General features: G+C 73.6%; 12 protein-coding genes. 3 read left to right on the top strand and 9 right to left on the bottom strand.

Annotation, left to right across the window (positions count from 1 at the left end; genetic code table 11):
- Positions 1-4: 4 nt before the first annotated feature.
- Entirely contained in the window at positions 5-262 is a 258-nt protein-coding gene (locus C1708_RS23600) for an SCO2583/SCO2584 N-terminal domain-containing protein (protein ID WP_106414540.1), read from the bottom strand.
- A gap of 155 nt (positions 263-417) precedes the next feature.
- Positions 418-1827, bottom strand: coding sequence for a type I glutamate--ammonia ligase (gene glnA, locus C1708_RS23605; protein WP_106414541.1), 1410 nt, complete (start codon positions 1825-1827; stop codon positions 418-420).
- 210 nt (positions 1828-2037) lie between these two features.
- On the opposite strand from glnA, the gene C1708_RS23610 reads away from it, so the two are divergent.
- A complete protein-coding gene (locus C1708_RS23610; protein WP_106414542.1) occupies positions 2038-2505 on the top strand; it encodes an RDD family protein in 468 nt (155 codons plus the stop codon).
- 98 nt (positions 2506-2603) lie between these two features.
- Here the strand turns inward: C1708_RS23610 and C1708_RS23615 are convergent, their stop codons facing one another.
- The 4 genes from C1708_RS23615 to lipB all read right to left on the bottom strand — a co-directional run bounded on the left by C1708_RS23615 (position 2604) and on the right by lipB (position 5731).
- Positions 2604-3308, bottom strand: coding sequence for a DUF4191 domain-containing protein (locus C1708_RS23615; protein ID WP_106414543.1), 705 nt, complete (start codon positions 3306-3308; stop codon positions 2604-2606).
- A 58-nt stretch (positions 3309-3366) separates the two neighbouring features.
- Entirely contained in the window at positions 3367-3567 is a 201-nt protein-coding gene (locus C1708_RS23620; protein ID WP_106416458.1) for an SCO2195 family GlnR-regulated protein, read from the bottom strand.
- A gap of 283 nt (positions 3568-3850) precedes the next feature.
- Positions 3851-4816 carry a lipoyl synthase gene (lipA, locus tag C1708_RS23625; protein ID WP_106414544.1) on the bottom strand — a complete coding sequence of 322 codons (966 nt, stop codon included), beginning with the start codon at positions 4814-4816 and terminating at the stop codon, positions 3851-3853.
- A 72-nt stretch (positions 4817-4888) separates the two neighbouring features.
- Positions 4889-5731 (bottom strand): lipoyl(octanoyl) transferase LipB, encoded by an 843-nt coding sequence (gene lipB / locus C1708_RS23630; RefSeq protein ID WP_106414545.1) that lies wholly within the window; start codon positions 5729-5731, stop codon positions 4889-4891.
- Between the two features lie 273 nt (positions 5732-6004).
- On the opposite strand from lipB, the gene C1708_RS23635 reads away from it, so the two are divergent.
- Positions 6005-7468 carry an NsdA family TPR-like regulatory protein gene (locus tag C1708_RS23635; protein ID WP_106414546.1) on the top strand — a complete coding sequence of 488 codons (1464 nt, stop codon included), beginning with the start codon at positions 6005-6007 and terminating at the stop codon, positions 7466-7468.
- A 423-nt stretch (positions 7469-7891) separates the two neighbouring features.
- On the opposite strand, the gene C1708_RS23640 is transcribed toward C1708_RS23635, so the two are convergent.
- Positions 7892-9298 carry an NAD(P)/FAD-dependent oxidoreductase gene (locus C1708_RS23640; protein WP_106414547.1) on the bottom strand — a complete coding sequence of 469 codons (1407 nt, stop codon included), beginning with the start codon at positions 9296-9298 and terminating at the stop codon, positions 7892-7894.
- A 249-nt stretch (positions 9299-9547) separates the two neighbouring features.
- Positions 9548-10450, bottom strand: coding sequence for a TIGR01777 family oxidoreductase (locus tag C1708_RS23645; RefSeq protein WP_106416459.1), 903 nt, complete (start codon positions 10448-10450; stop codon positions 9548-9550).
- A gap of 71 nt (positions 10451-10521) precedes the next feature.
- Between C1708_RS23645 and C1708_RS23650 the strand changes: the two genes are divergently transcribed.
- Positions 10522-11013, top strand: coding sequence for a GNAT family N-acetyltransferase (locus C1708_RS23650; protein ID WP_106414548.1), 492 nt, complete (start codon positions 10522-10524; stop codon positions 11011-11013).
- A 13-nt stretch (positions 11014-11026) separates the two neighbouring features.
- On the opposite strand, the gene C1708_RS23655 is transcribed toward C1708_RS23650, so the two are convergent.
- Positions 11027-12211 carry a MarP family serine protease gene (locus C1708_RS23655; RefSeq protein ID WP_106414549.1) on the bottom strand — a complete coding sequence of 395 codons (1185 nt, stop codon included), beginning with the start codon at positions 12209-12211 and terminating at the stop codon, positions 11027-11029.
- Positions 12212-12414: the final 203 nt, after the last annotated feature.

Genomic DNA, 12414 nt, shown 5'->3' on the forward strand with positions numbered 1-12414 from the left:
CGGGTCAGTAACGCCCGGCGTCGGCGTACCCGAGCAGGACGATCACCGCGACGACACAGCCGAGCACCACGACCGTCGACACCCACGACGAGCGTCCCGCCGACCCCCGGTGCTCCGGCTCGGCGCGGAACGGCACCGGCCCGGGCGGGTTCTCCTTCCAGCGGGCGGCGAGCATCCGCGCACGGGCCGAGGGCTCCTTGTGCTCGGCGCCGTCCGCCCACTTCAGATCGAACTCGCGCTCCTCGTCGTTCCGCTCGGACATCCCCGTGACCCTCTTTCGAACAGCAGTGTCACCACCAGGATCCCTCCCCGGTCCCGAAGAGGGAAGCTTTCCGGACACGCCGCCGCCCCCGTCCCCGGACGCACCGGGGACGGGGGCGGCGTACGGACCGACGCGGCACGCGCGCCGCGGTCCGGTCACACGTCGAAGTACAGCTCGAACTCGTGCGGGTGCGGACGAAGCTGCAGCGGGGCGATCTCGTTCTGGCGCTTGTAGTCGATCCACGTCTCGATCAGGTCCGGCGTGAAGACGTCGCCCTGGAGGAGGAACTCGTGGTCGGCCTCGAGGCTGTCCAGCACGGCGCCGAGGGAGGTCGGGACCTGCGCCACGTTGGCGTGCTCCTCGGGAGCCAGCTCGTAGAGGTCCTTGTCGATCGGCTCGGCCGGCTCGATCTTGTTCTTGATGCCGTCCAGGCCGGCCAGCAGCAGCGCCGAGAAGGCCAGGTACGGGTTGCCGGAGGAGTCCGGGGCGCGGAACTCGACGCGCTTGGCCTTCGGGTTGGAGCCGGTGATCGGGATGCGCATGGCCGCGGAGCGGTTGCGCTGCGAGTACACCAGGTTGATCGGCGCCTCGAAGCCCGGCACCAGGCGGTGGTAGGAGTTCACCGTCGGGTTGGTGAAGGCCAGCAGCGACGGCGCGTGCTTGAGGATGCCGCCGATGTAGTAGCGGGCCATGTCCGACAGGCCGGCGTAGCCCTGCTCGTCGTAGAAGAGGGGCTCGCCGCCCGACCACAGGGACTGGTGGACGTGCATGCCGGAGCCGTTGTCACCGAAGATCGGCTTCGGCATGAAGGTCGCGGTCTTGCCGTTGCGCCAGGCGACGTTCTTCACGATGTACTTGAAGAGCTGCAGGTCGTCGGCGGCCGCGAGCAGCGTGTTGAACTTGTAGTTGATCTCGGCCTGGCCGGCGGTGCCCACCTCGTGGTGCTGGCGCTCGACCTGCAGGCCGGCCTTCTCCAGCTCCAGGGAGATCTCGGCACGCAGGTCGGCGAAGTGGTCGACCGGCGGGACCGGGAAGTAGCCGCCCTTGTAGCGGACCTTGTACCCGCGGTTGTCCTCCAGCGCACCGGTGTTCCAGGCGCCCGCCTCGGAGTCGATGTGGTAGAAGGACTCGTTCTCCGAGGTCTTGAAGCGCACGCTGTCGAACACGTAGAACTCGGCCTCGGGGCCGAAGAACGCGGTGTCGGCGATGCCGGTGGAGGCGAGGTACGCCTCGGCCTTCTTGGCCACGTTGCGCGGGTCACGGGAGTACTGCTCGCCCGTGATCGGGTCGTGGATGAAGAAGTTGACGTTGAGCGTCTTGTCGCGGCGGAAGGGGTCGACCCGCGCGGTGGAGAGGTCGGGCAGCAGCGCCATGTCGGACTCGTGGATGGCCTGGAAGCCGCGGATCGAGGAGCCGTCGAAGGCCAGCTCCTCGGCCGGGTCGAAGGCCGACGCCGGGATCGTGAAGTGCTGCATCACGCCCGGCAGGTCGCAGAACCGGACGTCGACGAACTTGACGTCCTCGTCCGCGATGAACTTCTTGACCTCGTCGGCGTTCTGGAACATCCGGCTCCTCCTACTCCCGACCGTCCCGCCGGGGTGGTAGATCGTTCGTGCGGCCAGTGCGGGGGGCACACGCTGGACCCGACCCTAGGGACGGGTCATTTCTCGGGCGTGACCCGTTTGTTTCACACACGTTAACCAGCGCCTTTCCCACGGTAGCTCCGGCACACCCCGCCGTCCCCCGGTCATGTCCGGTCGCAGTACCGTGGACGGGTGGACAACAGGCAAGTAATCGGATCATGGCTGTCCGGCCCGCGCGCGGCCATGGAGGAGGCCGGCGTCGACCTCGGCTACCGGGGTGAGCAGCTGGGGCTGCCGGAACAGGGACCGGGCTCGATCGCACGTCCCGGCCGCAGGCTCGGCGCCCTCGCCGTGGACTGGGGGCTGTGCCTCCTGATCGCATACGGTCTGTTCACCGACGGCTACGACGCCCGGACCGGCAACTGGGCGCTGCTGGTGTTCCTGGTGCTGAGCGTCCTGACCGTCGGCACCGTCGGCTCCACCCCCGGCAAGCGGCTGTTCGGGCTGCGGGTGGTCGCCCTCGACAGCGGCCGGGTGCAGCCGCTGCGCGGCCTGCTGCGCTCGGTGCTGCTGTGCCTCGCGATCCCCGCGCTCGTCTGGGACCGTGACGGCCGCGGCCTGCACGACCGGCTGGCCCGCACGGTCGAGATCCGCGTCTGATCCGCTCCTGTATCCGGTCCGCTCCTGTGCGCGGACGAGGACGGGGGCGCCGGAAGGAATCCGGCGCCCCCGTCCTCTCGTGCTGTCCGGGGCGGGGCTCAGCGGCCCCGCGGGCCGCCGCCCTTCGGCAGCTTCATGCCCTTGGGCATCGGCCCCTTCGGCAGCGGCATGTTGCTCATCAGGTCGCCCAGCGCGCGCAGCCGGTCGTTGGTCACGGTGACCTGCGGGCCGGTGAGGACGCGGGGCAGCTTCAGCATGGTGGTGCGGAGCTTCTTCAGCTCCACCTGGCCCTCGCCGGTGCCCACGATCAGGTCGTGCACCGGGACGTCCGCGACGATGCGGTTCATCCGCTTCTTCTCGGCGGCCAGCAGGCTCTTCACCCGGTTCGGGTTGCCCTCGGCGATCAGCACGATGCCGGCCTTGCCGACCGCGCGGTGCACCACGTCCTGGTTGCGGTTCATCGCGACCGCCGGGGTCGTCGTCCAGCCGCGGCCGATGTTGTCGAGCACGGCCGCGGCGGCGCCCGGCTGTCCCTCCATCTGTCCGAAGGCCGCTCGCTCGGCGCGGCGGCCGAACACGATCGCCGTCGCGAGGAAGGCGAGCAGGAGGCCCAGGATGCCGAGATAGATGGGGTGCCCGATCAAGAAACCGATCGCGAGGAAGACACCGAAGGTGACGATTCCGACAGCCGCGAGCACAAGACCGATCTTCTTGTCGGCCCTGCGGGTCATCTTGTAGGTCAGGGCGATCTGCTTCAGCCGCCCGGGGTTCGCAGCGTCCGCTGCGGTTTCCTTCCTCGCCATGGCATGAAGTCTACGTGCCCCCCGGAGCGCGTTCGACGGCAGTCCGGGGTCGGCGGGCTCAGCCGTGGGTGATCAGGTTCTGGTCGAGGACGCGCTGGGCCTCGACCCGGTCCCTGGCGCGGCGGCGGTCCTCCAGCACGGACGTCCAGGCGTTGCGCCGGGCGGTGCGCTGGCCGCTGCTCATCAGCAGGGACTCGACGGCGCGCAGAGCGGTGGTGAGGGACGGGATGGCGGTGGCGCGGACGGGCGCGGCCTGCATGGTGACGGTCTCTCCCTCGATGCCGGCGGGCAATGGTGGTGTGTGCGGTGGTACCAGGCTCACTGCCTGGTGTTACCAGGGCGTGACCGACCGGTCAAACAGGCATGAAGTCTTCCCGCCGGGGCCGCGGACGCCGACGCGGCCCCGGCCTGTGCCCTCAGCTGGGAGGACGGCCGGGGCCGCGTTCTCTGAGCCGCTACCTGCCGGTAGGGCCTTGTGCGTGAATTCACAGCATGACGGCGGGGGGAGCGGGGCAGACCCCGCGCGGCCTCCGCCGCCGTGCTCAGACCGCCTGGGAGGCGACGTACGCGCCGCGCTTCTCGACCGCCATCCGGTACAGCCGGCCGGCCCGGTACGAGGAGCGGACCAGCGGACCGGACATCACGCCGGAGAAGCCGATCTGCTCGGCCTCCTCCTTCAGCTCCACGAACTCCTGCGGCTTCACCCAGCGCTCCACGGGGTGGTGGCGCACCGAGGGGCGCAGGTACTGGGTGATGGTGACCAGCTCGCAGCCGGCGTCGTGCAGCTGCTTCAGCGCCTCGCTGACCTCCTCACGGGTCTCGCCCATGCCGAGGATCAGATTGGACTTGGTGACCAGGCCGACGTCACGGGCCTCGGTGATCACCTTCAGGGAGCGCTCGTAGCGGAAGCCGGGGCGGATCCGCTTGAAGATCCGGGGGACCGTCTCCACGTTGTGCGCGAACACCTCGGGACGGGAGGAGAAGACCTCCGCGAGCTGCTCGGGGACGGCGTTGAAGTCGGGGGCCAGCAGCTCGACCTTGGTGCGGCCCTCGGCGCGGTCCGCGGTCTGCGCGTGGATCTGGCGCACGGTCTCCGCGTACAGCCAGGCGCCGCCGTCCTCCAGGTCGTCGCGGGCGACGCCGGTGATGGTGGCGTAGTTCAGGTCCATCGTGACGACCGACTCGCCCACGCGGCGCGGCTCGTCCCGGTCCAGCGCCTCGGGCTTGCCGGTGTCGATCTGGCAGAAGTCGCAGCGCCGGGTGCACTGGTCGCCGCCGATGAGGAAGGTCGCCTCGCGGTCCTCCCAGCACTCGTAGATGTTGGGGCAGCCGGCTTCCTGGCAGACGGTGTGCAGACCCTCGCTCTTGACCAGGTTCTGCATCTTGGAGTACTCGGGGCCCATTTTCGCCCGGGTCTTGATCCACTCGGGCTTGCGCTCGATGGGGGTCTGGCTGTTGCGGACCTCCAGGCGCAGCATCTTGCGTCCGTCGGGTGCGACTGCGGACACGACCGGCTCCTAGCGATTGATTCTTCGGCGTGGTCAAGCGTACGCCCGTCGATGTGAATGCCCGGAGGGCCCTCAGGCGCCGGACGGGCCGACGGCCGCCGGCGCCTTCCCGACCGCCCTCGGCGTCGGTTCGGCGTTCTCGAGCACGTCCTTCAGGTGGCGCTCCACGACGGGCAGCACGTCCTGGATCGTGAGGTCGCGGCCCAGCTCGTTCGCCAGGGAGGCGACGCCCGCGTCGCGGATGCCGCACGGGATGATCTTGTCGAACCACTTGTTGTCGGGGTTCACGTTCAGCGCGAAACCGTGCATCGTGACGCCCTTGGCGACCCGGATGCCGATCGCCGCGATCTTGCGGTCCTCGCGGCGCTGGCCGGCGTTGGAGGGGGCGTACTCCGGGCCGTTGAGCCGGGGGTCGAACTCCTCGTCGCGCGGCCGCGGGTCGAAGTCCAGGGAGAGGCCTCCCCCGGTCTCCGGCCGGGGGGACCCCCACGACGGGCGCCGCTCGACCGGGTCGCCCAGCACCCACACCCCGCTGCGGCCCTCGATCCGGGTGGTCTCCAGGCCGAACTCCGCGCAGGTGCGGATCAGCGCCTCCTCCAGGCGGCGGACGTGCGCGACCACGTCCACCGGGCGGGGCAGCTTCTGGATCGGGTAGCCCACCAGCTGGCCCGGCCCGTGCCAGGTGATCTTGCCGCCGCGGTCCACGTCGATGACGGGGGTGCCGTCGAGGGGCCGCTCGCTGTCCTCGGTGCGCCGCCCGGCGGTGTAGACGGGCGGGTGCTCCAGCAGGATGACGGTGTCGGGCACCTCGTCGGCGAACCGTGCGGCGTGCACCCGGCGCTGTTCGTCCCAGGCCACCCGGTAGTCCACCGCCCCGTCGCCGAAGCCCATCCGGACGAACCGCAACTCACCCACGGCAAACGCCTCCCTCGAAGGTCGTCAGGCGCGAAACGCGCCCATGCCACTGTACGACCGTTCGACAGCCCTCCGACCGCCGGCCGCCGGACGGCCGCCCGCGCCCCGCTCGTCAGCTTCGGGTCAATCCTCACACGATCGGATGAATGGCGGTTGATCTCCGCGACCGGGCGCTCACTCTCCGCTACATTCGCGCCGACCGCGCGGCCATAAGGGCTGCTCACAGGCAATCCGGACAGGGCAACAGCCAGAAGGCAGGAGACCGCACCGCAGATGACGGAACGACCCGCGCAGCGCACCCCCAACCGACAGCTCGCCGCGCTCATCGCAGAAGCGGGGTTCTCCAACGCGGGACTCGCCCGTCGCGTGGACCAGCTCGGTCTCGAACACGGGCTCGACCTGAGATACGACAAGACCTCCGTCACCCGCTGGCTGCGCGGACAGCAGCCGCGCGGCACGACCCCGGCGCTGATCGCCGAGGTCTTCACCCGGCGCCTGGGACGCCGGCTCACCGCCCAGGACCTCGGACTGGACGCCTGCGCCCCGGTCTACGCGGGGCTGGAGTTCGCGGCCACCCCCGAGGAGGCCGTCGACATCGTCAGCGGGCTGTGGCGCAAGGACTCCGGCAGCCACGCCGAGCTGCGCAAGATCGCCTTCACCTCGGCGGGTCTGGTGGTGCCCAGCCGGGACTGGCTGATCGGACGGCCCGACGAGAGGGTGGCCCGCGCCGAGCCGGTGCGGGTGCCCGCCCAGGGCCGCCCGCCGGTGCGGCCCGTGACGCCCGCCGGGACCGCCGCCCGCCGGCGCGGGGCGGCCGACCGCGCGCCCGGCCACCGGGTCACCGGGGGCGACATCGCGGCACTGCGCTCCGTCGGCGAGCTCTTCCGCACCCTCGACGACGCGTACGGCGGCGGGCACGCCCGCCAGGCCCTCGTGCGCTACCTGGAGCACGAGCTGGAGCCGATGCTGCGCGGCACCTACGGCGAACAGACGGGGCGCCGGCTGTTCGCCGCCGCGGCCGACCTGACCCGCCTGGCCGGCTGGACCTCGTACGACATCACCGCGCACGGGCTCGCCCAGCGGTACTTCGTCCAGGCGCTCCGGCTGGCACAGGCCGCCGGCGACCGGGCGTACGGCGCCTACGTCCTGGTCACCATGAGCCGCCAGGCCGTCTACCTCGGCCACGGACGGGAGGCCGTGCAGCTCGCCCGGGTCGCCCAGCAGGGCGTGGGCAGCTCGGTCCCGCCCGCCGTCCAGGCCCTGCTGCACGCCGCCGAGGCGCGCGGGCACGCGGTGCTCGGCGAGGTACGGGCCGGCACGGCCGCGCTGGTCCGCGCGGAACGCGCGCTGGACGCGGCACGGCCCGGCGACGAGGTGCCGCACTGGGCGCGCTCCTTCGACGAGGCCCAGCTCGCCGACGAGTTCGGCCACTGCCACCGGGACCTCCAGCAGTTCCGCGCGGCGGCCCAGCACGCCGAACGCTCGCTGCACCTGCGCGCGCCGGGCTACGCCCGCAGCCGCCTGCTCTGCCGCGTCGTCCTCGCCACCGCCCGCCTCGGCCTGGGCGAACTCGACCAGGCCTGCCAGCTCGCGGCGGAGGCGGCCGCCCAGGCGGCGGAGATGCGCTCGGTCCGCGCGGTCGAGTACGTCCGCGACTTCGAACGCCGCCTGGAGCCGTACCGCGACGCGGCCCCGGTCCGCACGTACCGCGACAGGGTGGCGACGACGCCCGCCTGAGGGGGCGGGGACTTCTCGGGCCGCGGGCGACAGCCCTCGCCCGGCTCCCGGGGCGGGGGCGTCGCCTTGCGGCCGGGGCCCGGCACGGCGCGCGCGGGACGCGCCGTGCCCACGGCTTCCGCCCGGTGCGTGGTGCGTGTGCGGGCGCGGGACCGTGGTCGGCGTGGGGTGCGGCCGCCGCACCCCACAGGGCGTGAGGCGGTTCTCGGGGCGGACCGGGCGCGGCACGGAGGAGCCGCCGGCCCGGGCGGGACGTGCCCAGCCGGTCCGGGAGCGCGCCGCGCGGGACCACGCGGCGTCCCGAGCGCCGATGGGCGTGCCGGGCGCGCCTCTTCCCAGGGGGCGCCCGAAGTGGAAGGCACCCGCCGAGGGTGTGTTCACCGTCGGCGGGCGCCGGTTCATGGGGCCTGCCCGGCACGGGGGTCAGGCTGCCCGGACCGTGGGGAGGGGGTCGGCCGTGTGCAGCGGGCGGCCCGCTCCCAGGTCGGTCAGGAGGGCGGTGGCCGCGCGGTCGGCGGAGCGGAGGGCGCCCTGGACCGTGCCGCTGTCGCGGTGGTCGCCGCAGACGTACAGGCCGGCCAGGAGCCGTACCGGACGGTGCAGGTCGTGCGGCGGGCGCATCGCCGGGACCGCGTCGGCGGTGTGCCGTACCGCCAGCGTCTCCCACCGCGCCGTCGGCACCCCGTACAGCCGCGCCAGGTGCATCCGCACGGCCGTGTCGGTGTCCGCCGTGGCCGGGCCGAGGACCGTGGAGGTCACCAGCGTGCGGCCGGCCGGGGCGCGGGACGGGTCGACCGCGCTGACGAGCGCCGTGTGCGCCACCGGCCCGCCCCGGTCCGCGTCCAGCAGCAGCGAGGTGTCCGTGCCGGGCGGCTCGTCGGTGGTGTGGTGCACCACCGTCACCGGGTGGAAGTCCGGCACCCGCAGCCCCGGCAGCAGTTCCGCGGCGGCCCGCGCGCCGGTCGCCACCAGCACCGCCGCGCACCGGAACTCCCCGTGCTCCGCGGTGGTCACCGACGTCGTCGACACGGAGGTGACCCGCACCCCCGTGCGCACCGTGCCCGGCGGCAGCGCCCGCGCCAGCAGCCGCGGCAGCGCCTCCGTCCCGCCCTCCGGCAGACACAGCCGTCCGCTCGCGAAGTCCCGCAGGGCGAGGTCCGCCGGCCTGCTGGACGTGGTGAGCTCCGGGTCGCACAACAGGGCGGCGAGCAAGGGGCGCAGGAAGCCGTCGACGGTGCGGGCGGGCAGGCCCCGGCCGTGCAGCGCCTCGGCGGCGGTCGTCTCGGGGCGGGCCAGCAGCCGCTCCGCCGACGTGCCCGCCAGCCGGTTCAGCGCGGCCCCCAGCCGGGCCTGGTCCAGTGCCGTGCCCAGCGGGGCGCCGCCCCGGTTGCGGGGCACGGACACCTGCCGTCCGGGCACCGCCGCGGGCCTGCGCGGCCCCGGCAGCGGGGCGCTCGCCAGGGCGCGCACCGCGTGGAGTGTGCTCCTCGCGCTCCGTGCTCCCCGTGCGCGCCGGGTGCCCGCCCGCGTCCCGGCACGATGATGTCGCCCGTCGCTGTGCAGCAGGACACCGGGCGCGAACGGCCGCAGCACCAGGTCCTCCAGCCCCGGGGTGACGTGCAGTTCGGCGCATGCCGTGGACAGCAGCCGGCCGACTCTGTCCAGACGGAAGCCGTCGACCTGCTCGGTCGCCATGCGGCCCCCCACCTCATGGGCGGCCTCCAGGACGACGGTGGACATTCCTGCGCTGGTCAGTCGTCGTGCCGCGGAGAGTCCGGCCACCCCGGCTCCCACGACGACGACGTCCGCCTGGTACGTGGGCTCTAGCACGTGCCCCTCCTCGAGGTTGCGCGGGCGCTGGAGACGTCATGCCCTCAACAGGCCCCAGGGATACCCGAGTTCGGCTCGAGGTTAGGTCTGTGCCCGGTCGCCGGGTCAGGCGCGCACGCACCGTGCACGGGCGCACGACGGTCGCATACGCGCCCCGTGCCGGCACGATCCGGTGGCAGAGGGGTCAGAGGAGGTCGCTGCCCGGTGCCGTCAGGCCGCGCCCGTGCGCGGTCGCCCCCACGGCGTCCCTCACAGCGCCGCCCTGACCGCCCCCTCGATCCGCGGGAAGGCGAACCGGAACCCCGACTCCAGCAGCCGCGTGGGCACCACCCGCGCGCTTCCCAGCACGTCCCCCGCCATCTCGCCGAGCACCGTCCGCAGCACCGGCGCCGGCACCGCGAACACGGCGGGACGCCTGAGGACGTGCGCCATCGCCGCGGTGATCTCACGGTTCGTCAGCGGCTCGGGGGCCGTCAGGTTGAACGGCCCGGACAGCCCCTCGGAGTCCAGGAGATGCCGCAGCGCCGCCACCTCGTCGTGCAGCGCGATGTACGACCAGTACTGCCGCCCGTTCCCGAGCCGCCCGCCCAGACCGGCCCGGAACAGCGGGAACAGCCGCCCCCACGCCCCGCCCCCGCGCGCCACCACGAGCCCGGTGCGCGCGAACACGGTCCGCACGCCCGCCTCCCGGGCCGGCGCCGCGGCGGCCTCCCACTCCACGCACACCTCCGGCAGGAACCCCTCGCCCGGAGGCGCGCTCTCGTCCACCGCCCGGTCGCCGGTCTCGCCGTAGTAGCCGATCGCGCTGCCGTTCAGGAACACCCGCGGCCGGGCGTCCTCGGGCAGCCCGGCGACCGCCTCGGCGAGCGCGGTCGTCCCCCGCACCCGGCTGGAGCGGATCAGCTCCTTGTACGCGTCCGTCCAGCGCCGGTCGCCCACCCCGGCGCCCGCCAGGTTCACCACCGCGTCGCACCCGGCGAGCCCCGCCGCGTCCACGGCGCCCCGCCCGGGGTCCCAGCGGACCTCGTCCGCCGACCGGGGCGCCCGGCGCACCAGCCGCACCACCGTGTGCCCGTCCGCCGTCAGCGACCGCACCAGGGCGGAGCCGATCAGTCCGGACGCCCCGGCCACCGCGATCCGCGCATGTTCCATGGCGTCCATCCTGCCCCGGTCACGAAGATATTCACGGTGGGGACGCCACGTGGAGCCGTAGAGTGACGCGCATGCCGGAACCGCTCATACGTCCCGCCCGCCCCGACGACGAGGACGCCCTGGCCCGTCTGGACCGGGAGACCTGGTCGCCGCTGCACGAGGTCCGGCCGGCGCCGCCCGGACCCGACGAGCCCTTCTTCCGCCCGACGTGCGGCCCGGACGCCCATCTCGTCGCCGAGCACGACGGACGGGCCGTCGGCTACGTCCGGCTCCTGCGGCCCACGGCCCTGGAGTCCCACGCGCACGTGCTGCAGATCTGCGGCCTGGCCGTCGCGGCGGAGGCCCGCGGCAAGGGCGCCGGCCGGGCGCTGGTGCGGGCCGCCGTCGCCGAGGCCCGCCGCCGGGGAGCCCGCCGGATCACCCTGCGGGTCCTCGGCCCCAACACCGTCGCCCGCACGCTGTACGCGTCCGAGGGCTTCGCCGTGGAGGGCGTGCTGCCCGGCGAGTTCCACGTCGGCGGCCGCTACGTCGACGACGTCCTGATGGGGCGGAGCCTCCTCTGACCGGCGGCTCCCGCTACGACGTCACCGGCTGCCCCGTGTCCACCGGCGCGGTCGCCGTGGCCGCCCGCGCGGCCTCGTCCGCCACCTCGTCCGCCGTCAGCACGTACCCCGTCTCCGCGTCCGAGGTGGACCGCGCGAACACCACGCCGAACACCCGCCCGTCGGTGGTCAGCAGCGGACCGCCGGAGTTGCCGGGCCGGACCGTGGAGCGGATCGAGTAGATCTCCCGGGTGACCGGGGCGTCGTTGTAGATGTTCTGCCCCCGCGCCTGCACCCGCGCCGCGACCGTCGCCGCCTGCAGATTCAGGTCGCCGTCCTGCGGATAGCCCGCCACCACCGCCGCCGCGCCCCGCCCGGCGTCGTCGTCGAAGGCCAGCACCGGCGCCCGCAGATCCGGCACGTACAGCACGGCCACGTCCGTCCGCGGGTCGAACAGCACCACCCGCGCCTCGTACGTCCGTCCGACCCCGCCCACCCGCACGGTGGGCTCGTCGATGCCCGCCACCACGTGCGCGTTGGTCATCACGCGCTCCCGCGCGTACACGAACCCGCTGCCCTCGCGGCCCTGGACGCCGGCGACCCCCTCGACCTTCACCGTGCTGCGCTGCGCCGCGCGGGTGGCGGCCGCCGTGACGTTGTCCCCGGTCGGCGCGGCGACCTCCGCGGCCGACTCGTTCTCGAACGGGTTGAACACCTGCGGGAAACCCGCCTCGGTCAGCGCCGACGTGGCCCGCGAGAACCAGGCCGGCGTGGTGTCCGGCATCGCGTCCTGCACCGCGCCGAGCAGCCGCGAGTCCCGGATCGCCGACGTGACCAGCGGCGACGAGGACGCGCCCAGCACGCTCGCCGCCACCCACGCCACGATCAGCACCGCCACCGCGTTCGCCGCGGCCCCGCCGACCCCGTCCGCCGCCCGCAGCGGCCCCCGGTCCAGCTCCCGGCGCAGCCGCAGCCCCAGCCGCCCCGCCAGTTCGTGCCCCACCACGGCCGGCAGCAGCACCGTGACCACCGCCGTCACCGTCGCCCGCGTCGTCCCCGGCGTCACCAGGTCCATCACCCACGGCAGGATCCACACGCCGGCGACCGCGCCGCCCACGAAACCGGCCAGGGACACACAGCCGGCGACCAGCCCGCGCCGGTGACCGGACGCCGCATAGGCCAGGACGACCAGCATCAGCAGGATGTCGAGCAGATCCACGCACGCCGCCTTTCTCTCGGGACCACCGACCCTCAATACGGGGCCCGGGGGCCCGGTGATCAGCCACGCGCCGCCCGGACGCGGGGAGGGCGCCCGCGAGGCGCGCGTGCACCGGGAGAACGTCACGCACCGGGACGATGGTTCCACCGGCTGTCCACCGACTGGCAGAGCAGATGTCGCGCGCCTCGCCGGCCGCACCCACA

Origin of the sequence: Streptomyces sp. DH-12 (genome assembly GCF_002899455.1) — a bacterium.
In the GTDB taxonomy this organism is placed as follows: Bacteria; Actinomycetota; Actinomycetes; order Streptomycetales; family Streptomycetaceae; genus Streptomyces.

What these genes read in the sequence shown, in the direction of transcription:
- C1708_RS23620 (WP_106416458.1), bottom strand. Translation starts at nt 3,567, where the DNA reads ATGCAGGCCGCGCCCGTCCGCGCCACCGCCATCCCGTCCCTCACCACC.
- C1708_RS23635 (WP_106414546.1), top strand. Translation starts at nt 6,005, where the DNA reads ATGACGGAACGACCCGCGCAGCGCACCCCCAACCGACAGCTCGCCGCG.
- C1708_RS23600 (WP_106414540.1), bottom strand. Translation starts at nt 262, where the DNA reads ATGTCCGAGCGGAACGACGAGGAGCGCGAGTTCGATCTGAAGTGGGCG.
- glnA (WP_106414541.1), bottom strand. Translation starts at nt 1,827, where the DNA reads ATGTTCCAGAACGCCGACGAGGTCAAGAAGTTCATCGCGGACGAGGAC.
- C1708_RS23615 (WP_106414543.1), bottom strand. Translation starts at nt 3,308, where the DNA reads ATGGCGAGGAAGGAAACCGCAGCGGACGCTGCGAACCCCGGGCGGCTG.
- C1708_RS23650 (WP_106414548.1), top strand. Translation starts at nt 10,522, where the DNA reads ATGCCGGAACCGCTCATACGTCCCGCCCGCCCCGACGACGAGGACGCC.
- C1708_RS23645 (WP_106416459.1), bottom strand. Translation starts at nt 10,450, where the DNA reads ATGGAACATGCGCGGATCGCGGTGGCCGGGGCGTCCGGACTGATCGGC.